General features: G+C 71.2%; 21 protein-coding genes. 12 read left to right on the plus strand and 9 right to left on the minus strand.

The genetic code is table 11. From position 1 onward, the window contains the following. Positions 1 to 60 precede the first annotated feature (60 nt). Positions 61 to 1872 carry a bifunctional metallophosphatase/5'-nucleotidase gene (locus ABZ646_RS07905; protein WP_360514218.1) on the minus strand — a complete coding sequence of 604 codons (1812 nt, stop codon included), beginning with the start codon at positions 1870 to 1872 and terminating at the stop codon, positions 61 to 63. A 168-nt stretch (positions 1873 to 2040) separates the two neighbouring features. Between ABZ646_RS07905 and mshD the strand changes: the two genes are divergently transcribed. After that, entirely contained in the window at positions 2041 to 2970 is a 930-nt protein-coding gene (gene mshD, locus ABZ646_RS07910; RefSeq protein ID WP_360514221.1) for a mycothiol synthase, read from the plus strand. A 7-nt stretch (positions 2971 to 2977) separates the two neighbouring features. Here mshD and ABZ646_RS07915 read toward each other — a convergent pair whose 3' ends face one another. Beyond that, the gene (locus ABZ646_RS07915; RefSeq protein ID WP_360514224.1) at positions 2978 to 3178 is read right to left on the minus strand and encodes a hypothetical protein; all 201 of its coding nucleotides are present in this window, start codon (positions 3176 to 3178) and stop codon (positions 2978 to 2980) included. Between the two features lie 160 nt (positions 3179 to 3338). Between ABZ646_RS07915 and ABZ646_RS07920 the strand changes: the two genes are divergently transcribed. From ABZ646_RS07920 to ABZ646_RS07950, 7 genes are all read left to right on the plus strand, one after another. Beyond that, complete coding sequence (locus tag ABZ646_RS07920; protein WP_360514227.1) at positions 3339 to 3722, plus strand: GntR family transcriptional regulator; 384 nt, start codon at positions 3339 to 3341, stop codon at positions 3720 to 3722. Beyond that, positions 3722 to 4603 carry an ABC transporter ATP-binding protein gene (locus ABZ646_RS07925; protein WP_360514230.1) on the plus strand — a complete coding sequence of 294 codons (882 nt, stop codon included), beginning with the start codon at positions 3722 to 3724 and terminating at the stop codon, positions 4601 to 4603. The genes ABZ646_RS07920 and ABZ646_RS07925 overlap by 1 nt, the downstream gene beginning before the upstream one ends. Then, positions 4600 to 5508, plus strand: a complete 909-nt coding sequence (locus ABZ646_RS07930) for an ABC transporter permease (protein WP_360514233.1) — start codon at positions 4600 to 4602, stop codon at positions 5506 to 5508. Before ABZ646_RS07925 ends, ABZ646_RS07930 begins: the two co-directional genes overlap by 4 nt. Next, complete coding sequence (locus tag ABZ646_RS07935) at positions 5505 to 6356, plus strand: hypothetical protein (protein WP_360514236.1); 852 nt, start codon at positions 5505 to 5507, stop codon at positions 6354 to 6356. Before ABZ646_RS07930 ends, ABZ646_RS07935 begins: the two co-directional genes overlap by 4 nt. 235 nt (positions 6357 to 6591) lie before the next feature. Continuing rightward, positions 6592 to 8949, plus strand: a complete 2358-nt coding sequence (locus ABZ646_RS07940; RefSeq protein WP_360514239.1) for an RNA degradosome polyphosphate kinase — start codon at positions 6592 to 6594, stop codon at positions 8947 to 8949. Next, on the plus strand, positions 8930 to 9955 hold the full coding sequence (locus ABZ646_RS07945; RefSeq protein WP_360514242.1) for a CHAD domain-containing protein: 1026 nt from the start codon (positions 8930 to 8932) through the stop codon (positions 9953 to 9955). The genes ABZ646_RS07940 and ABZ646_RS07945 overlap by 20 nt, the downstream gene beginning before the upstream one ends. After that, entirely contained in the window at positions 9952 to 10359 is a 408-nt protein-coding gene (locus ABZ646_RS07950; protein WP_360514245.1) for an NUDIX hydrolase, read from the plus strand. Before ABZ646_RS07945 ends, ABZ646_RS07950 begins: the two co-directional genes overlap by 4 nt. Positions 10360 to 10371: 12 nt before the next feature. On the opposite strand, the gene ABZ646_RS07955 is transcribed toward ABZ646_RS07950, so the two are convergent. The 3 genes from ABZ646_RS07955 to ABZ646_RS07965 form a co-directional block, all read right to left on the minus strand. Beyond that, a complete protein-coding gene (locus tag ABZ646_RS07955; RefSeq protein WP_360514248.1) occupies positions 10372 to 11403 on the minus strand; it encodes a CU044_5270 family protein in 1032 nt (343 codons plus the stop codon). Further along, positions 11400 to 12005 carry an RNA polymerase sigma factor gene (locus ABZ646_RS07960; RefSeq protein ID WP_360514303.1) on the minus strand — a complete coding sequence of 202 codons (606 nt, stop codon included), beginning with the start codon at positions 12003 to 12005 and terminating at the stop codon, positions 11400 to 11402. The genes ABZ646_RS07955 and ABZ646_RS07960 overlap by 4 nt, the downstream gene beginning before the upstream one ends. Positions 12006 to 12098: 93 nt before the next feature. Further along, complete coding sequence (locus tag ABZ646_RS07965; RefSeq protein ID WP_360514251.1) at positions 12099 to 12290, minus strand: hypothetical protein; 192 nt, start codon at positions 12288 to 12290, stop codon at positions 12099 to 12101. A 99-nt stretch (positions 12291 to 12389) separates the two neighbouring features. Here ABZ646_RS07965 and ABZ646_RS07970 point away from each other — a divergent pair, with 99 nt between their 5' ends. Both ABZ646_RS07970 and ABZ646_RS07975 read left to right on the plus strand, forming a co-directional pair. Continuing rightward, positions 12390 to 13241, plus strand: coding sequence for a hypothetical protein (locus ABZ646_RS07970; RefSeq protein ID WP_360514254.1), 852 nt, complete (start codon positions 12390 to 12392; stop codon positions 13239 to 13241). Between the two features lie 103 nt (positions 13242 to 13344). Then, complete coding sequence (locus tag ABZ646_RS07975) at positions 13345 to 13512, plus strand: hypothetical protein (RefSeq protein WP_360514257.1); 168 nt, start codon at positions 13345 to 13347, stop codon at positions 13510 to 13512. Between the two features lie 18 nt (positions 13513 to 13530). Here ABZ646_RS07975 and ABZ646_RS07980 read toward each other — a convergent pair whose 3' ends face one another. After that, entirely contained in the window at positions 13531 to 13869 is a 339-nt protein-coding gene (locus tag ABZ646_RS07980; protein ID WP_360514260.1) for a metal-sensitive transcriptional regulator, read from the minus strand. Positions 13870 to 14066: 197 nt separating this feature from the next. Here ABZ646_RS07980 and ABZ646_RS07985 point away from each other — a divergent pair, with 197 nt between their 5' ends. Continuing rightward, positions 14067 to 14687, plus strand: coding sequence for a DUF47 family protein (locus ABZ646_RS07985; protein WP_360251577.1), 621 nt, complete (start codon positions 14067 to 14069; stop codon positions 14685 to 14687). 7 nt (positions 14688 to 14694) lie between these two features. Continuing rightward, positions 14695 to 15693: an inorganic phosphate transporter gene (locus ABZ646_RS07990; RefSeq protein ID WP_360514263.1), complete on the plus strand. Its 999-nt coding sequence runs from the start codon at positions 14695 to 14697 to the stop codon at positions 15691 to 15693. A gap of 137 nt (positions 15694 to 15830) precedes the next feature. Here ABZ646_RS07990 and pstB read toward each other — a convergent pair whose 3' ends face one another. From pstB to pstC, 3 genes are read right to left on the minus strand one after another with little or no spacing between them, the layout of a single operon-like run. Beyond that, positions 15831 to 16607 (minus strand): phosphate ABC transporter ATP-binding protein PstB, encoded by a 777-nt coding sequence (gene pstB, locus ABZ646_RS07995; RefSeq protein ID WP_132892120.1) that lies wholly within the window; start codon positions 16605 to 16607, stop codon positions 15831 to 15833. 40 nt (positions 16608 to 16647) lie between these two features. After that, positions 16648 to 17709 carry a phosphate ABC transporter permease PstA gene (gene pstA / locus ABZ646_RS08000; RefSeq protein ID WP_360514267.1) on the minus strand — a complete coding sequence of 354 codons (1062 nt, stop codon included), beginning with the start codon at positions 17707 to 17709 and terminating at the stop codon, positions 16648 to 16650. Beyond that, entirely contained in the window at positions 17706 to 18713 is a 1008-nt protein-coding gene (gene pstC, locus ABZ646_RS08005; RefSeq protein WP_360514270.1) for a phosphate ABC transporter permease subunit PstC, read from the minus strand. The genes pstA and pstC overlap by 4 nt, the downstream gene beginning before the upstream one ends. Positions 18714 to 18793: the final 80 nt, after the last annotated feature.

Consider the following 18793-nt stretch of genomic DNA (forward strand, 5'->3'; position numbering starts at 1 on the left):
GGCGGGCGAGCTGCAGCGCCTGCGCGCGTACCGGGCCCTCGGTGAGTCTGCTCCGTGTGACTACTGCACGATCGTGATCCGGTTCGCAGCCGGCGGCGCCAGGGGGCTCGTCGCCGAGGAGTTGGCCGTCAGGTACTGCGCCAGGGCGGACAGGTCGTCCGTGCCGACCAGGTCGTCGGTGCCCTGGCCGAGGGTGGTGAAGCCGTCGCCGCCGCCCGCGAGGAAGGAGTTGGTGGCGACGCGGTAGGTGGCGGCCGGGTCGATCACCTTGCCGTCGAGGCGGATCGAGTCGCTGACGACGCGGTCCGCGCCGGTCTTCGTCAGGTCCAGGGTGTACGTCAGGTTCCGCGACGGCTGGAGGATCTTCGGGGCCGCCGCGTTGCCGCCGCTCACCTGCTCCTTGAGCACCTGGACCAGCTGGGCGCCGGTGAAGTTCTGCAGGTTCACGGTGTTGGCGAACGGCTGGACCGTGAAGCCCTCGGCGTAGGTGACGACCCCGTCGCCCTCACCGGCCTTGGCCGCGTAGGTGAGGCCGGCGCGTACCCCGCCCGGGTTCATCAGCGCCAGGTCGGTCTCCGGGTCCAATTCCTTGCCGTAGGTGAACTGGGCGTCGGCGATGAGGTCGCCCATCGGGGACTCGGTGCCGGTGTTGGCCACGTCGGCGGAGATGTAGCCGATCGGGCGGTTGCCGATGGGGGCGGCGAGGGTGTTCCACTTGCTGATCAGCCGGGTCAGGTCGGGCGCCTTGGCCACGTCCCGGGTGACCACGTGGTTCGCGGACCGCACGGCCGTACGCGCGATGTCGCCGGTGCGGCGGTCGTACGTGAGGGTGGTGTCGGTGTACAGGCGGCCGAAGGAGGCGGCCGAGGTGACCATGCGCGGGTTTCCGGCCGGGTCGTCGATCGTGCAGACGTACGCGGTGTGGGTGTGGCCGGTGACGAGGGCGTCCACCGCCGGGGTCACGTTCTTCGCGATGTCGACGATCGGACCGGAGATGCCGTCACCGGCGCCCGGCGAGTCGCAGTCGTAGTTGTACGACGACGAGCTCGGGAAGCCGCCCTCGTGGACCAGCGCCACGATCGACTGGACGCCCTGGCGCTGGAGCACCTTGGCGTACTTGTTGATCGTCTCGACCCCGTCCTTGAAGGCGAGGCCCTTGACGCCGTCGGCGGAGACGATGCCCGGCGTGCCCTCCAGGGTGACGCCGATGAACCCGATCTTCACGTCCTTCTTCTGCCAGACCCAGTACGGCTTGAGGATCGGCTGCTGCGTCTTCTCGTCGAGGACGTTCGCGGCGAGGTAGGGGAAGTCGGCGCCCTTGAACCGCTTGTCGGTGTAGCAGCCGTCGGTGGGGTGGCAGCCGCCGTTCTGGAGGCGCGCGAGTTCCTTCGCGCCCTCGTCGAACTCGTGGTTGCCGACCGTCGTCACGTCCAGGTCGAGCTTGTTCAGCGCCTCGATGGTGGGCTCGTCGTGGAAGAGCCCGGAGATCAGCGGGGAGGCGCCGACCATGTCACCGCCGGCCGCCGTGACGGAGTACGGGTGGCCCTCGCGGGCCTGGCGCAGATGCGTGGCGAGGTACTCCACACCACCGGCGTCGATCGTCTTCGTCGTCCCGTCGGCCTCGGTCTCGGTGACCCGGCCGGAGGAGCCCGACGGCGGTTCGAGGTTGCCGTGCAGGTCGTTGAAGGAGAGCAGCTGGACGTCCTGGTAGCGGCTCGGCCGCGGGTGGCCGTGTCCGCTGCCGGAGTGTCCGCTGCCGGAGTGCGCGTCGGCGGGCAGCGCGGTCGCCAGCGCGGCGACGGTGGCGAGCCCGGCGGCGGACGCGAACAAGGCGTAGGCACGACGTCTGGACGGGCGGGAAGTGGCCGGCATGAAACCCCCCTGTGGGTCTGCTGAGAAGTGGCCCGGTCCGGCGCAGCCTAGGGTCAACGCGCGTAGCGCAACAGGGGGTTCATGGTTACATCCTGGTTGCCTTTTGCCCTGCCCTTTACCTTCCGCCGTGCCCCCACTTTGTCCGCGCGGCCCCGTACCCTCGTACGCATGACCAGCGACGACACCGCACGGCAGCCCATGTACTCCCGCTCCGTCGACACCTGCTCGGCGCTCACCGAGGACCAGGCCGAAGCCGTCCTCGCGCTGCTCACGGAGGCCGCGCGGGCCGACGGCCAGCAGCCGGTGTCCGAGCAGGGCCGCCTCCAGCTGAGCGGGGGCGCCCGGGACGGCGTCTCCCATCTGCTCCTCACCGTCGGCGGCGAACTCGTGGGCTACGCCCAGCTGGAGGACACGGACCCGGTGGAGGCACCGGCCGCCGAACTGGTCGTCCACCCGTCCCACCGGGGGCACGGACACGGCCGCGCCCTGGGCAGCGCGCTACTGGCCGCGACCGGCAAGCGGCTGCGGGTGTGGGCGCACGGCGGGCACTCGGCGGCCCGTCACCTCGCCCAGGTCCTCGGTCTCACCCTGTTCCGCGAACTGCGCCAGCTGCGCCGTCCGTTGACGGACCTCGACCTGCCCGACCCGAAGCTCCCGGAGGGCGTGACGGTCCGTGCCTTCGTGCCCGGCAAGGACGACGCGGCCTGGCTCGCCCTGAACGCCGCCGCGTTCGCCCACCACCCCGAACAGGGCTCACTCACCCAGCGCGACCTGGACGACCGCAAGGCCCAGCCCTGGTTCGACCCGGCCGGCTTCTTCCTGGCGGAGCGCGGGGACGAACTCCTCGGCTTCCACTGGACGAAGGTGCACGAGGAGGAGGGCCTGGGCGAGGTGTACGTCCTCGGCGTCTCCCCCGCCGCCCAGGGCGGCGGCCTCGGCAAGTCCCTCACCACGATCGGCCTGCGCCACCTGGCCGGACGCGGCCTGCCGACGGCGATGCTCTACGTCGACGCGGACAACACCCCGGCGGTGGCCGTGTACGAACGCCTGGGCTTCACGACCCACGAGACGGACCTGATGTATCGCACGGAGACGTGAGCGCAGGTCACCGGCCCCGCGGCCGCCCTCGTCCGATCAGGCGGGCGGACCGGCCCAGCACGGCGACGGCGACCGCCGCGGCGAGTGCCTTGACGAGGGGTGCGGCGCCGCCGGCCAGGGTGGCCGCGGCGAGGAGGAGGACGACGGCCGCCGAGAGCCAGGGCATGGCCCTTTCGGCCGGACCTCCGTCGCGGAAGGGGTTGTCCATGCCCGTCTCCTCGTCTCGCCCGCCCGGCACGTGAGCCGCCGCCCTTCCCATCATGCCCGCGTCAGCCCCGCGCGCAGTCGTCCACGGATCCCGCCTTGACTTTCCGGGCACCCTTCCACCACCCTTTCACTACTCAATTAGTGAAAGGGTGGTTGTACGAGTGGTCGAGTACCGCATCGACCGGCGCTCCGGCGTCGCCACCTACGTCCAGATCGTCCAGCAGACCAAGCAGGCCCTGCGCCTGGGGCACCTGCAGCCGGGAGACAGACTGCCCACCGCCCGCGAGGTGGTCGAGGCCACCGCCATCAACCCCAACACCGTCCTCAAGGCCTACCGGGAGCTGGAGCGCGAAGGGCTGGTCGAGGCCCGGCGCGGCCTCGGCACCTTCGTGAAACGCGCCCTGGGCACCGCACCGGCCGAGTCCCCCCTGCACGGGGAGCTGGAGGACTGGGCCGCCCGGGCCCGCGAGGCCGGCCTGGACCGCGACGACGTGGCCGCACTCTTCACCGCCGTACTGGAAAAGCACTTTCAGGGAGACAACTGATGACCGACACCGCGATAGCGGCCTCGGCACTGGGCAAGCGGTTCGGCCGGCGCGGGAGCTGGGCACTGCGCGACTGCACCTTCCGGCTGCCCGCGGGGCGGGTCTGTGCCGTCGTCGGCCCCAACGGAGCGGGCAAGTCCACGCTCCTCGCTCTCGCCGCCGGTCTGCTGGGCACCACCGAGGGCGGGCTGACCGTCCTCGGCACCACCCCGGCCGGGGCCCGCACCCGGGTCGGCTACGTCGCCCAGGACAAGCCGCTGTACCCGCAGCTCACGGTCGCCGAGACGCTCCGGATGGGCGCCGACCTCAACCCCGAGCGCTGGGACGCGGCGGCCGCCGAGCGGATCGTGACGGCCGGCGAACTGGACCCGAGGTCCAAGGTGCGCACCCTCTCCGGCGGCCAGCGCACCCGCGTCGCCCTCGCCCTCGCCCTCGGCAAGCGGCCCGAGCTGCTGCTCCTCGACGAGCCGATGGCCGACCTCGACCCGCTGGCCCGGCACGAACTCATGGGCGTGCTGATGGTGCAGGCCGCCCAGCACGGCACCACCATCGCGATGTCCTCGCACGTGGTCGCCGAACTGGAGGACTCCTGCGACCACCTGCTGCTGATCGGCGGCGGCCGGGTCCGGCTGGCCGGCGAGATCGACGACCTGCTGGCCGCCCACAGCCGGGTCAGCGCCCCCGCCGACACCCCGCTCGACCCGCACACCGTCGTCGAGTCCCGCACCACCGGCCGCCGGCTCAGCGCCCTGGTCCGCCCGTCCGGCCCGCTGCCCGGCGACTGGCACACCGGCAGCCCCACCCTGGAAGAGCTGGTCCTCGCCCACCTCCGCAACCCAGAGGCCCCGGCCCTGGTCCCGACCGAGGAGACCGTCGCGTGACCACCCTGTCCGCACCCGCGCCCACCGCCGGGCCCCGCCTGACCCGCTGGCTGCTGCGCCTGCACCGCCCCGCGCTGTACGCCTGGACGGCCCTCGTCCTGCTGACGGCAGTCCTGCTGATCCTTTTGCAGGGCCCGTTCGCCGACGCGGCGGCCGAAGGCTGGCGGCAGGTCGACCAGTGCGGGATCACCGAGAAGTGCTCGTACGACCAGGACGCGATCCTGCGCTACAAGGACTGGTACGACTACGCCACCCTGGCCGCGGCCGCGGTGCCCCTGCTCACCGGCGCCTGGGCGGGCGGATCGCTCCTCGGCAAGGAGCTGGAATCCGGCACCGCCCAGCTGTCCTGGGCCCAGTCCAGCACCCCGGTCCGCTGGCTCACCGTGCGGCTGGCGACTCCGGCCGCCCTCGTCGCGGCGGGGTCGGGCCTGCTGGCCTGGCTGCACGAGCTGGCCTGGGCCGCGGGCCGGGGCCGTATCCACAGCGCCAAGGAGTGGTACGACGTCGGCACCTTCCACACCGGCGGCCCCCTCCTCGTCGCCCTGTCCCTGGCCGGGCTCGCGGCGGGCGCGCTGGCCGGGCTGCTGCTGCGGCGGACGCTGCCCGCGCTGGGCCTCGGCCTGCTGCTGACGGCCGTGATCTGGGGCGCGACCCTGCTGGTGCTGCCCCATCTGTGGCCGACGCTGGGGCGCAGCGGGCACGGCTACGGCGGGGCGCCCGCCCACTCCTGGACGGTGAGCCGGGGTGGGAACGCGGCCCACTACCAGGTCACCTACCACCCCTACGCCCACTACTGGCCGCTCCAGCTGACCGCCACGGCCCTCCTCCTCGCCGTCACTGCCCTGCTCACCCTCGGCTGCTACCTGGTGCTGCGCCGCCTGACCGGAAAGGCGGCCCGGGGATGACCGCGCCGACACCGGCCGGGCTCCCCCGGACCGTGCTGCGGCTGCACCGCCCGGCCCTGCTGATCTGGATCCTGTTCGTGGCGGGGATGTGCGGCTGGCTGGTGTGGCTGACCGAGGTCACGGCGAAGGAGCGGGGCCCGCAGGGCCTGCCGTGCCTCGGCGCCTGCGGGCAGTCGACCGTCCTGATCGGCTTCGCCACCGAGCTGGAGTGGGCCTGCACCCTGATCGGCTACTGCTTCGTGGGCGTCGCCGCCTTCGCGGGCGGAGCCCTGATCGGCCGCGAACTGGAGTCGGGCACCGCACAGCTGGCGTGGACCCAGGGCGTGACCCCGGTCCGCTGGCTGGCCGCCAAGCTGGCGTTGCCCGCGGCGGCGCTCACCGTCGGGGGCACCGTCCTCGTGCTGGTCTTCCGCTGGGCCTCCTCGGCCCACCGGACGCAGGACTGGACCTCCGCCTCCGTGTTCGCGGCCCGCGGGCCGCTGGTGGTGGCGTACGCCCTGTGCGCACTCGCCGTCGGCACGCTCGCCGCGCTGCTGCTGGGCCGTGCGCTGGCCGCGCTGGGGACCGCGGCCGGGGCGATGTGGCTGTTCAACTCCGTGCTGACGTACTACCGCCCGTACCTGTGGCCCACCGACACCCGTACCGGGCCGCACGCCTTCGACCTCCCCGACGGCGTCTGGCTGGTGAACGAGGGGTCGGACGTGCACGGGCGTTTCGCCGCCTACCACCCCGCGTCCCACTACTGGCCGCTCCACCTCACCGAGACCGCGATCGTCCTCACGGTCGCCGTCCTCGCCGTGCTCTGTTCCTTCCGGGTGCTCAAGGGCCGTCTGACGTCCCCCGCGTGAGCGGGGGCGCGCCGGGCGCCCGGGCGTCGTACGGTGCGGGTGCGCCGGCCGGCCCGCGGAGGGGACCGTCGGTCCCGTGCGTCCCTCTGTCGGGGGAAAGGTGTACGGGATCGTCGCTTTCGTGAACCCCGACGCCTGCGCGGGGCGAGCACGGACGTCCGTGGGCCGCTCCCCGCTATCCCGCACGCCATGTCTTCGTAACCATTGGTTCAGACGGACTTGCGACGCTCAGTCAATGAAGCCCGCCGTGCCAGAGCCTTCGCCGCCCCCCGAGGGGTTCGCGGGAAACGGGGTCGTCCACCTCCCACCCGCACGTTCCGACGCGCCTGTCACGCCCCGGGCGCGGAAGAATGGTGTCATGAGTCAGCAGAACGCCCAGGCAGCCGAGGTTCAGCACGCCCAGCCCTCCGTGGGCTCCATAGCCGCGCACCGCCCGCACACGGTGGCCGCCGCGGTCTCCGACCTCGAACCCGACATCGACGCCGACCTCGACGCGTACGAGGAGTCACCGTACGACGGGCCCCAGCTGCCGCAGGGCCGGTTCCTCGACCGGGAGCGCAGCTGGCTGGCGTTCAACGAGCGGGTGCTCGAACTCGCCGAGGACCCGAACACCCCGCTGCTGGAGCGCGCGAACTTCCTGGCGATCTTCGCCAGCAACCTGGACGAGTTCTTCATGGTCCGGGTGGCGGGCCTGAAGCGCCGTATCGCCACCGGTGTGGCCACCCGGTCCGCCTCCGGCCTCCAGCCGCGCGAGGTGCTGGAGATGATCTGGGCCCGCTCCCGTGAGCTGATGGCCCGGCACGCCGCCTGCTACCACGAGGACGTCGCCCCCGCACTCGCGGAGGAGGGCATCCACCTGGTCCGCTGGGCCGAGCTCACCGAGAAGGAGCAGGCACGGCTCTTCACGCTCTTCCGGCACCAGATCTTCCCGGTCCTGACCCCGCTGGCGGTCGACCCGGCGCACCCCTTCCCGTACATCTCCGGCCTGTCCCTGAACCTGGCCGTGGTGGTCCGCAACCCGGTCAGCGGCCACAAGCACTTCGCCCGCGTGAAGGTGCCGCCGTCGCTGTCCCGCTTCCTGGAGAGCAGCCCGGGCCGGTACGTCCCCATCGAGGACGTCATCGGCGCCCACCTGGAGGAGCTGTTCCCGGGCATGGAGGTCGTGGAGCACCACGCCTTCCGGCTCACCAGGAACGAGGACCTGGAGGTCGAGGAGGACGACGCCGAGAACCTCCTCAAGGCCCTGGAGAAGGAGCTCATGCGGCGCCGCTTCGGGCCGCCGGTACGCCTGGAGGTCGAGGAGTCCATCGACCGCGACGTCCTCGACCTGCTGGTGCGCGAGCTGAAGATCGGCGAGGCCGAGGTCTACCCGCTGCCAGGACCGCTCGACCTGACCGGCCTGTTCCGGATCGCCGGCCTGGACCGGCCGGAGCTGAAATACCGCAAGTTCATCGCGGGCACCCACCGCGACCTCGCCGAGGTCGAGTCCGCGTCCGCGCCCGACATCTTCGCGGCCCTGCGCGAACGGGACGTGCTGCTGCACCACCCGTACGACAGCTTCTCCACCTCGGTGCAGGCCTTCGTCGAGCAGGCCGCCGAGGACCCGGACGTCCTCGCCATCAAGCAGACCCTGTACCGCACCTCCGGCGACTCCCCGATCGTCAACGCGCTCGTCGACGCCGCCGAGGCAGGCAAGCAGGTCCTCGTCCTGGTCGAGATCAAGGCCCGCTTCGACGAGCACGCCAACATCAAGTGGGCGAAGCGCCTGGAAGAGGCCGGCTGCCACGTCGTGTACGGCCTCGTCGGCCTGAAGACGCACTGCAAGCTGTCCCTGGTGGTGCGCCAGGAGGGCGACACGCTCCGCCGCTACAGCCACGTCGGCACCGGCAACTACCACCCGAAGACGGCGCGCCTGTACGAGGACCTCGGGCTGCTCACCGCCGACCCGCAGGTGGGCGCCGACCTGTCCGACCTGTTCAACCGCCTCTCCGGCTACTCCCGCCGGGAGACGTACCGCCGCCTGCTGGTGGCACCCAAGTCGCTGCGCGACGGACTGATCGCGCGGATCGAGAAGGAGGTCCAGCACCACCGTGCGGGCCGCCCCGCCTTCGTCCGCATCAAGGCCAACTCGATGGTCGACGAAGCGCTCATCGACGCGCTCTACCGAGCGTCCATGGCCGGCGTGCCGGTCGACATCTGGGTGCGCGGCATCTGCGCCATCCGCCCCGGTGTCACGGGCCTCTCGGAGAACATCCGGGTCCGCTCGATCCTCGGCCGCTTCCTCGAACACTCCCGGGTCTTCGCCTTCGGCAACGGCGGCGAAACCGAGGTGTGGATCGGCAGCGCCGACATGATGCACCGCAACCTCGACCGCCGGATAGAGGCCCTGGTCCGGGTCATCGACCCGGCCCACCGGGCAGCCCTCACCCGGCTGATGGAAACCGGCATGTCCGACTCCACCTCCTCCTGGCACCTGGGCCCGGACGGCGAATGGACCCGGCACGCGACCGACGCCGACGGACAGCCGCTGCGCAACATCCAGGAGATGCTCATAGACGCCCGGAGGCGCCGGCGTGGCACAGCAACACCTTGAACCGACGGACCCCACGGCCCGGGCCGTCAGCGGGGACGCCCTCGCGGGCTACCTGCGCGCCCAGGCCACGGAGTTCCTCCGCGCGCTGCGGCTGCACCGGGAGACCGGTACGGCGGCGGGCGCGGCGGAGGAGTCCGTCGACGCGGCCCGCGCGCTGCGCCGCTCCGCCCGGCGCATCAGCGGCAGCCTGCACACCTTCCGCCCGCTCCTGGAAGCCGACTGGTCGGAGGAGATCCGCCCCGAACTCGCCTGGCTGTCGGGCACGTTGGGGCTTGAGCACGCGTACGAGGCCAGACTGCAACGGCTGCTGCTGGCGCTGCACCGGCTCTCCGGCTCGACCGCCCTGCCCAGCCAGGCCACTTCGGAGGTCACGACCGACCGCGGCAACCTCACCGTCGGCGCGGCCAAGGCGGGCGCCCTGCTGGACCGCCAGCTGACCCTCGCCCGCACCCGGGCCCACTCCACGGCCCTCCAGGCGCTCGGCTCCTCCCGCTTCCACGCGGTCGCCGACAAGGTCGCGGTACTGGCCAGCGAGGTCCCGCTGACGGCCGCGGCCCCCACGGCCGACCTGCGGCCGCCGGCGGCCGCCGCCGAGGAACGCCTCACCGACGCCATCGCCGCCCTCCCGCTGGTCACGGCCGGCCACCCCTACAACGCGGAGGCCCTCGTCCACGGCCTGTCCCCGGACCCGTCCCCGCACCCCCAGGACGGCCCCTGGCACCAGGTACGCCTGCTGCTGCGCCTGCACCGGTACGCCCGCGAGGTGCTGTGCGGCCAGGGCGCTCCCGTGGACGTCCGGCTGCTCACGGCCGGCCAGGCCCTGAACCGGCACCGGGACGCCTCCGAGGCCGCCGCGGCGGCCGCCGCGGCCGCCCGCACCCCGCGCATCGCCCCGGCGACCGCCTACGCCCTCGGCGTCCTCCACGCCGACCAGCGGCACGAGGTGGAGGCGGCCCGCTTCGCCTTCCAGCAGGCGTGGCAGGAGCAGCCGCTGGAGGCCGTGTGAACGACGCCCCGGTACTCGCGGCGGGCTGCGTCCTGTGGCGCCGCTCGCCGGTCGACGGCGAGCTCGAGGTCTGCCTCGTCCACCGCCCCAAGTACGACGACTGGTCCCACCCCAAGGGCAAGCTCAAGCGGGGCGAGGACGCCGTCACGGGCGCGCTGCGCGAGGTACGGGAGGAGACCGGCTACACGGCGTCGCCCGGCAGCGAACTGTCCACCGCCCTCTACTACGCCAACGGCCGCCCCAAGGAGGTCCGTTACTGGGCGGCCGAGGCGGCAGAGGGCCACTTCACCCCGAACCACGAGGTGGACCGCATCCTGTGGCTGCGCCCGGCCCAGGCCCGGCAACGCCTGACGCAGCCGAGGGACGCGGAACTGGTGGACGAGTTGCTGATCAGCGCCCCGTAAGGGGCGGGGGGCTCAGGGCCGTTCCCCCGCCTTGTCCACGACGGCGACCTCCAACTCCGCCTCACTCGACAGCAACGTCCCCGCCTTCCCGTACGACCGGTCCTTGATCAGGTAGCTGCGGGACCCGAGGAACGAGTAGTCCTTCTTGTCGAAGACCCACTCGGTCCGCACTCCGTAACGCGTGTCGTCGCGGGCGATCCCGAGCCCACGCCGTCCGATCGCGTCATGCGCCTGCGGGGCCGCGGTGACACCGGGGATCTTCGCCGCGGCCCGGTAGAGCGCGGCGGCAGTGGCGGGCGGCATCATCCCGCCGAGCAGGGACCCGATCTGCTCGAACACCGCCTGGTCCCGTCCCCGGCCCTCGGCGAACGGGGTGTGCGCGTAGAAGTAGGTCAGCAGCCTGTCCGGGTCGGTGGGCAGCGTGCTGAACCAGCTGTAGGTGGGCCGGCCGAGGCCGGCCGGGGTGCCGTCGGTGTCACCGAGCTGGGCGTTGACCGGCAGGGTCTCGCCGTTCTCCCGGACCAGCCCGAGCCTGCGCAGCGGACCCGGTTCCTGGGCGGACCACGACTCCCGTTCCGCCAGGGGGCCCATGACGGCCTTCCCACTGGTCAGATCGGCCCCTTGGAGCTTCTCCCGGGTGTAGACGAACTGGTCGTCCCGCACGCGGGGCGTGCGGCGCTCCCCGGCGGCGTCGGAGATCCGGCCCAGGAGGGCCGCGACGGGCTGCATGTCCGTGGCCGCACGGTGCGACGAGGTGCCGACGGGTCCTGTGCCGTTGCCGTTCAGGGCGACCCCCGCAGCCACCACCCCGGCCAGCGTCAGGGCGGTCGCCGGGGCCAGCAGCGCGGGCCGCAGCAGCCGACGGGCCGGGCGGGTACGGGTCGCCCGCTCCCGGTCGGTCCTCCGGTCGGTCTCCTGGGCGATCTCCTGGTCGATGCGGTGCATCAGCAGTTCCTTGTGACGAAGGTGCTGCTCGCGCGGGAGGTCCTGGTCGGCCGGGGCCGGCAGCAGGCGGGCGATCTCGTCCCGGTCGCCGTCGTTCATGTGAGCTCCTCCCGTACGGGCAGGGCCGCGATCGCGGCCGCACTTGTCATCTCTCCGCGGGTGAGGGGTGGTTCCCGGTCCTCTTCCGCGAGGCGGGCGAGCTTCTTGCGGGCCCTCGAAAGGCGGGAGCGCACGGTGCCGACGGCGATGCCCAGGGCCTCTGCCGTCTGCTGGTAGTCCAAGCCGGACCACACGCACAGGGCCAGCACCTCGCGTTCCTGGCGCCGCAGCCGGCCCAGGGCGGCATGCACGGCACGCAGGCGCCGCGCGTCGTCGAGGCGCCCGACCGTCCGGGGCGCGAAGTCCTCCTCCGCGCGCGGCTGCGGCTGACGCGCCAGGAACAGCTGGCGCCTGCGCTGTCCCCGGCGGGCGTTGTCCGCCTTGTGGGTGGCGATGCCCAACAGCCAGGGCAGCAGCGAGCCGCCGTCCTCGAGCACCCGCGCACGGGTCCGCCACGCGGTCAGGAACGTGTCGGACATGATCTCTTCGGCCATCGACCAGTCGCCGGTCAGCCGCAGCCCGTGGTTGTACACGGCGCGGGCGAACTCCTCGTACAGCTGGGCGAACGCCTCGCGGTCCCCCTCGCGCACACGGCGGCGCACATCGTTCTCTGGTTCCCTCACGACCACTTCTCTCCGCGGCGACCGGGGAGTTCCTGTGGCCTGTGTCACCCGCCGCACGGGGCGGCCCGTACCTCACCCCCCGGCCAGGTGCCCCTCCGCATCCGTACGCGCCAGGCTTCTCGCCCGCCGTGCCGGTCCTCGCCACCCACACGTGCACCGGGCGAAACAGAACCGCCCCTGCTCAACCGTGTCCGCCTCGTGTTCCGCCCTCTGCAGGGCCCGTCCGGAACCGTCCTCCTGCGCCACACCGACAACGTTACCCATGCCCGGTAAAGCTCAGGCATGCGTGACGGCCCCACCCACCCCTCGTTAACCGGAACGACAGGCGGCCCGCGACGGACGTACCGGTGGGGGTAGGCAGCGATGGATCGGCGGCAGCACAGGCGCGCTGGGAAGACGGCCGTCACCGTGGGCCTCGTGGTCGGACTCGGCGCGTGCGCCACCGGCTGCGGCGGCGCCACGGCGGAAGGCGCGAGCGGCCCGCCGGGCGACCCGGTCACCGTCCTCGAACACGCGGCGGACGTCCTGCTGAACGCCCGGACGTCCAGGGCGACGACGTCGATGGAGATGGCGACCGGCGGCACCCGGGTCACCATCCGCGGCCGGGGCGTCTACGACTACGGCCGGCAGCTCGGCAGGCTCACGGTCGTACTCCCGCAGGACCCCACCGGCACCCCCGAGCACCGTCCGATCACCGAACTCCTCGCACCGGGCGCGTTGTTCATGAAGAACCGGGGCGCCGGGGTGCCGGCCGACAAATGGGTGCGGGTGGAGACCGCCTCCCTCTCCGACGGCAACCTGGTGACCGGCGGCGCGACCGACCCGTTCGCGGCGGCCGAGCTGCTGCGCGGTACGCGGACGGCGACCTACGTCGGGCGGACGGAGGTCGCGGGCGCCGAGGTCCGGCACTACCGGGGCACCGCCGATCTGGCCGTCGCGGCCCAGGCCGCCTCCCCGGGCAACCGGCCGGCCCTCGCCGCCGCGGCGAAGGGGTTCGCCACCGCCGAGGTCCCGTTCGACGTGTACCTCGACGACCAGGGCCGGATCCGCAAGCTCAGGCAGCGGTTCAGTTTCGTCAACGACACCAGCAAAGGCACGGTCGCGGTCGCCTCGACCACGCTGCTGTACGACTTCGGCACCCCCGTGGACGTGAAGTTGCCGCGTTCCCGGGACATCTACGCGGGCCGCATCGCCGAAAACCAGCCGCCGCACTAGTCCGGGATCGGCTCTGTACAACCTGTGAACTAGCCCGTCCGTGCCATGCGCGTTGTGTAGACCGCTGCCTACTCTAGGAAGCGGTGACGGCAGAGAAGAGGTGATGCGCGTGGCTCCGGTCGGCGGTACGGCGGTTCAGGACCACGTGGCCCTCGCCGAGATCGAGCTGTGCGGAGAGCTGATCATCGCGGCGTCGGCCGCCGAGGACCGCCTCAGCCTGGAGAGCATCGACGAGGTGCTGAGAGTGGCCGAAGAGCGCGAGGCCGACTAGCTCCACCGCCCCGCGCGGTCACGTCCGCAGCAGGCGGCCGATCGCCTTCGTGGCCTCCTCCACCTTCGCGTCGATCTCGTCCCCGCCCTTGACGGCGGCGTCGGCGACGCAGTGCCGCAGGTGCTCCTCCAGGAGTTGCAGGGCGAAGGACTGCAGGGCCTTGGTGGAGGCCGAGACCTGGGTGAGTATGTCGATGCAGTAGGTGTCCTCGTCGACCATGCGCTGCAGGCCCCTGATCTGGCCCTCGATCCGGCGCAGCCGCTTGAGGTGCTCGTCCTTCTGCTTGTGGTAGCCGTGCGTGGTCGTCGGCTCTCCGCCCCCGGAGGGCGTCACGGCGCCGGCCTCGGTGGTCGTCATCGCGTCCTCCCCTTCGTCGAGACACATACCCCTGGTGGGTATATGGTAACGAACTTTGCTGGGTATAGGGCCCTCGGGGCGCCCCCGTGCTGATCGAAATGCCCGATGGGCGAAACTGGACGGCGGCCCATTAGCCGTGGCCGGATGATGCGCTTAGCATCACCCTGACCGAAACCCATGCATACCGAGGACCCCACGTGCGCTTTCGTCTGACCCCCAGGGAGACGAGCTTCTACGACATGTTCGCCGCCTCCGCGGACAACATCGTCACCGGCTCGAAGCTCCTGATGGAACTGCTCGGGGCGGACGCGTCTGCCCGGGCCGAGATCGCAGAGCGTATGCGGGCAGCGGAACACGCAGGTGACGACGCCACGCACGCGATCTTCCACCAGCTGAACTCCTCGTTCATCACGCCGTTCGACCGCGAGGACATCTACACCCTCGCGTCCTCCCTCGACGACATCATGGACTTCATGGAGGAGGCCGTCGACCTGGTCGTCCTCTACAACGTCGAGGAACTGCCGAAGGGCGTCGAGCAGCAGATCGAGGTGCTGGCACGGGCCGCCGACCTGACGGCCGAGGCCATGCCCCACCTGCGCACGCTGGACAACCTCACCGAGTACTGGATCGAGATCAACCGTCTGGAGAACCAGGCCGACCAGATCCACCGCAAACTCCTCGCCCACCTCTTCAACGGCAAGTACGACGCGATCGAGGTGCTGAAGCTCAAGCAGATCGTGGACGTCCTGGAAGAGGCGGCGGACGCGTTCGAGCACGTGGCGAACACGGTGGAGACCATCGCCGTCAAGGAGTCCTGAGGCGTCGATGGACACCTTCGCTCTGGTCGTGACCATCCTGGTCGCGCTCTTCTTCACGTACACGAACGGCTTCCACGACTCGGCGAACGCGATCGCGACCTCGGTGTCGACGCGGGCCCTGACCCCGCGGGCGGCGCTCGCGATGGCCGCGGTGATGAACCTCGCGGGCGCCTTCCTGGGCTCCGGCGTCGCCAAGACGGTCAGCGAGGGCCTGATCGAGACACCGCAGGGCTCCAAGGGCATGGGCATCCTGTTCGCGGCGCTCGTCGGCGCGATCGTCTGGAACCTGGTCACCTGGTACTTCGGCCTGCCGTCCTCGTCCTCCCACGCCCTGTTCGGCGGGCTCGTCGGCGCGGCCCTGGCCGGGGGCACGGAGGTCCTCTGGAACGGCGTCGTCGACAAGGTCATCATCCCGATGTTCCTGTCGCCGGTGGTCGGGCTGATCCTCGGCTACCTGGTCATGACGGCCATCATGTGGCTGTTCCGCCGGTCCAACCCGCACAAGGCGAAGCGCGGCTTCCGGATAGCCCAGACGGTCTCCGCGGCCGGCATGGCCCTCGGGCACGGCCTCCAGGACGCCCAGAAGACGATGGGTGTCGTGGTCATGGCCCTGGTGATCTCCGGCCACGAGACGTACGGCGACCCGATCCCGGCCTGGGTGAAGATCGTCTGTGCGCTGATGCTCTCCCTGGGCACGTACGCGGGCGGCTGGCGCATCATGCGCACCCTGGGCCGCAAGATCATCGAACTCGACCCGCCGCAGGGCTTCGCGGCCGAGGCCACGGGTGCGTCGATCATGTTCACCACGGCGTACCTCTTCAAGGCGCCGATCTCCACGACCCACGTCATCACCTCGGCCATCATGGGCGTCGGCGCGACGAAGCGCGTGAACGCGGTCCGCTGGGGCGTGGCCAAGAACATCGTCCTCGGCTGGTTCATCACGATGCCGGCAGCGGCCCTGGTCGCAGCGGCGGCCTACGGAATCATCTACCTGACGGTGCTGTAGGGGCGCGAGGAACTGCGCGGCCCGCAGCCGACGCACGACGCAGACGGGCCCGCCCCCGGGAGCCAGGGGCGGGCCCTCTTGCGTCCTCGCGGTGGCACCGCCATGCAGCACCGCGAGGGGTCGGTGGATACCTCGGCTCAGCCGAAGCGGCCCGAGATGTAGTCCTCGGTGGCCTGGACCGACGGGTTGGAGAAGATGCGCTCCGTCTCGTCGATCTCGATCAGCTTGCCGGGCTGGCCGACGGCGGCCAGGTTGAAGAAGGCCGTACGGTCCGAGACACGCGCCGCCTGCTGCATGTTGTGCGTCACGATGACGATCGTGAAGCGCTCCTTCAGCTCACCGATCAGGTCCTCGATGGCGAGGGTGGAGATCGGGTCGAGGGCGGAGCAGGGCTCGTCCATGAGCAGCACCTTCGGCTCGACCGCGATCGCGCGGGCGATGCACAGACGCTGCTGCTGACCACCGGAGAGCCCGGACCCGGGCTTGTTCAGGCGGTCCTTGACCTCGTTCCAGAGGTTCGCGCCCTTGAGCGACTTCTCGACGATGTCGCCGAGCTCGCTCTTCTTGTAGTTGCCGTTCAGCCGCAGACCCGCGGCCACGTTGTCGAAGATCGACATCGTGGGGAACGGGTTCGGGCGCTGGAACACCATGCCGACCTCACGGCGCACCGACACGGGGTCGATCCCGGCGCCGTACAGGTTCTCGTCGTCGAGGAGGACCTTGCCCTCGACCCGGCCGCCGGGGGTGACCTCGTGCATGCGGTTCAGCGTGCGCAGGAACGTCGACTTGCCGCAGCCGGAGGGGCCGATGAACGCCGTGACGGTGCGCGGCTCTATGTTCATCGAGATGTCGTCGATGGCCTTGTGGGAGCCGTAGAAGGCGGTGAGCCCGCTGACGTCGATTCGCTTGGACATTACTTCTTCACTTCCAGACGGTCGGTCGCTGTGAGGCCGGTCAGCGACCGGTCTTCGGGGCCTTCCAGCGGGCGATGCCGCGGGCCACCAGGTTCAGGATCATCACGAAGGCGATCAGCGTGAGCGAGGCCGCCCAGGCCCGGTCGTAGGCCGCGTTGGCACCGGCGCTGTTCGCGTACTGCTGGTAGATGAACAGCGGCAGCGACGACTGCGCACCCTCGAAGGGGTTGTTGTTGATGAACGGGTTGCCGAACACCAGCAGCAGAACCGGGGCGGTCTCGCCCGCGATACGGGCCACGGCCAGCATGACACCGGTCGTGATACCGCCGATGGAGGTCGGCAGGACCACCTTCAGGATGGTGCGCCACTTCGGCACGCCGAGCGCCAGGGACGCCTCGCGCAGCTCGTTCGGGACGAGCTTGAGCATCTCCTCGGTGGAGCGCACGACCACCGGCATCATCAGGATGGCCAGGGCCAGCGATCCGGCGAAGCCGAACGGCTGCATGTCGAAGATCAGCATGATGCTGAGGATGAACAGACCCGCGACGATCGACGGGATACCGGTCATCACGTCCACGAAGAAGGTGACGGACTTGGCCAGCCGGCCGCGTCCGTACTCGACGAGGTAGACCGCGGTGAGGATACCGATCGGGGCGCCGATCAGGGTGGCGAGACCGACCTGCTCCAGAGAGCCGATGATGGCCGCGTAGGCGCCACCGCCGGGCTGGGAGTCGGCGACGACGCCCATGGAGTGGGTGAGGAAGTAGATGTCCAGGACCTTCACGCCGCGCGAGATGGTCACCCAGAGCAGGGAGACCAGCGGGACCACGGCGACGACGAAGGCGACCCAGACGAGGGAGGTGGCGACGCGGTCCTTGGCCTGCCGGCTGCCCTCGACCCTGGCGGCGATGCCGTAGGTGCCGAGGACGTAGAGGAGGCCGGCGATCAGACCCCACTGGATCTTGCTGTCCAGGCCGGCCACCAGACCGATGACCACGCCCAGCACGATCGACCCGCCGATGATGGCGTACGGGGACCACTTGGGGAGGCTGGCGCCCTGGAGGGTGCTGGGGCGCTTGTCGGCGACTGCTGCGGTGCTCATGCGTTGGCCCCCGAGTACTCCGCGCGGCGCTGGATGATGATCCGGGCCGCACCGTTGACCAGCAGGGTGATGACGAACAGGACCAGACCGGAGGCGATGAGCGCGTCACGGCCGTCGGAGGTCGCCTCACCGAACTTGCTGGCGATGTTCTGGGCGAAGGTGCCGCCGCCCGGGTTGAGCAGGCTGGCGTGGATGTCGAAGTCCGGGGAGAGCACGGTGGCGACGGCCATCGTCTCGCCGAGGGCGCGGCCGAGGCCGAGCATCGAGGCGGAGATCACGCCGGAGCGCCCGAAGGGCAGCACCGACATGCGGACGACCTCCCAGCGCGTGGCGCCGAGCGCGAGCGCGGCCTCCTCGTGCATCTGCGGGACCTGCCGGAAGACCTCGCGGCTCACGTTGGTGATGACCGGCAGGATCATGATCGCGAGCAGGATGGCCACGGTGAGCAGCGAGCGCGGGGCGCCGCCGTCCCAGGAGAAGACCCCGGTCCAGCCGAAGAAGTCGTTGAGCCAGCTGAACAGGCCCGTCATGTGCGGCACGAGGACGAGCCCGCCCCACAGGCCGTACACGATGGACGGCACCGCGGCGAGCAGGTCGATCACGTAGGCGACGGGTCCGGCGAGCCGGCGCGGCGCGTAGTGCGTGATGAACAGCGCGATGGCGACGGCGATCGGGACGGCGATGGCCATGGCGATGATCGAGGAGACCACCGTGCCGAAGGCGAGGACCGCGATACCGAAGCTCGGCGGGATGAGGTTGGTGTTCCACTCGAAGGTGGTGAGGAAGTTGCTGTGGTCGCGGCTGATCGCGAGGGCGGCGCGGTAGGTGAGGAAGACCGCGATCGCGGCCATGATCACCAGCAGCAGGACGCCGGAACCGCGGGAAAGACCGAGGAAGACCCGGTCACCTGCGCGGGTGGCGCCGCGGGCGTTGCGCTTCTGCTCGGCAACGCCGGGCTGTGGGAGGGGAGGCGGGGCGTCTGTCGTCTGCGTCGATATGTCCATCGGGTTCTCCGGTCTGCGGAGTCGCCCTCACGGGCGGCTCGGAGGAGCCGCACGTCCCGGCTTCGGGGGCGGGCGTACGA

This window comes from Streptomyces sp. NPDC007162, from assembly GCF_040634175.1.
Taxonomy (GTDB): Bacteria; Actinomycetota; Actinomycetes; order Streptomycetales; family Streptomycetaceae; genus Streptomyces.

Coding starts and splice junctions, on each gene's coding strand:
- ABZ646_RS07905 (WP_360514218.1), bottom strand. CDS start 1,872: ATGCCGGCCACTTCCCGCCCGTCCAGACGTCGTGCCTACGCCTTGTTC.
- mshD (WP_360514221.1), top strand. CDS start 2,041: ATGACCAGCGACGACACCGCACGGCAGCCCATGTACTCCCGCTCCGTC.
- ABZ646_RS07915 (WP_360514224.1), bottom strand. CDS start 3,178: ATGGACAACCCCTTCCGCGACGGAGGTCCGGCCGAAAGGGCCATGCCC.
- ABZ646_RS07925 (WP_360514230.1), top strand. CDS start 3,722: ATGACCGACACCGCGATAGCGGCCTCGGCACTGGGCAAGCGGTTCGGC.
- ABZ646_RS07935 (WP_360514236.1), top strand. CDS start 5,505: ATGACCGCGCCGACACCGGCCGGGCTCCCCCGGACCGTGCTGCGGCTG.
- ABZ646_RS07940 (WP_360514239.1), top strand. CDS start 6,592: ATGAAGCCCGCCGTGCCAGAGCCTTCGCCGCCCCCCGAGGGGTTCGCG.
- ABZ646_RS07955 (WP_360514248.1), bottom strand. CDS start 11,403: ATGAACGACGGCGACCGGGACGAGATCGCCCGCCTGCTGCCGGCCCCG.
- ABZ646_RS07965 (WP_360514251.1), bottom strand. CDS start 12,290: ATGGGTAACGTTGTCGGTGTGGCGCAGGAGGACGGTTCCGGACGGGCC.
- ABZ646_RS07970 (WP_360514254.1), top strand. CDS start 12,390: ATGGATCGGCGGCAGCACAGGCGCGCTGGGAAGACGGCCGTCACCGTG.
- ABZ646_RS07975 (WP_360514257.1), top strand. CDS start 13,345: ATGCGCGTGGCTCCGGTCGGCGGTACGGCGGTTCAGGACCACGTGGCC.
- ABZ646_RS07980 (WP_360514260.1), bottom strand. CDS start 13,869: ATGACGACCACCGAGGCCGGCGCCGTGACGCCCTCCGGGGGCGGAGAG.
- ABZ646_RS07990 (WP_360514263.1), top strand. CDS start 14,695: ATGGACACCTTCGCTCTGGTCGTGACCATCCTGGTCGCGCTCTTCTTC.
- pstB (WP_132892120.1), bottom strand. CDS start 16,607: ATGTCCAAGCGAATCGACGTCAGCGGGCTCACCGCCTTCTACGGCTCC.
- pstA (WP_360514267.1), bottom strand. CDS start 17,709: ATGAGCACCGCAGCAGTCGCCGACAAGCGCCCCAGCACCCTCCAGGGC.
- pstC (WP_360514270.1), bottom strand. CDS start 18,713: ATGGACATATCGACGCAGACGACAGACGCCCCGCCTCCCCTCCCACAG.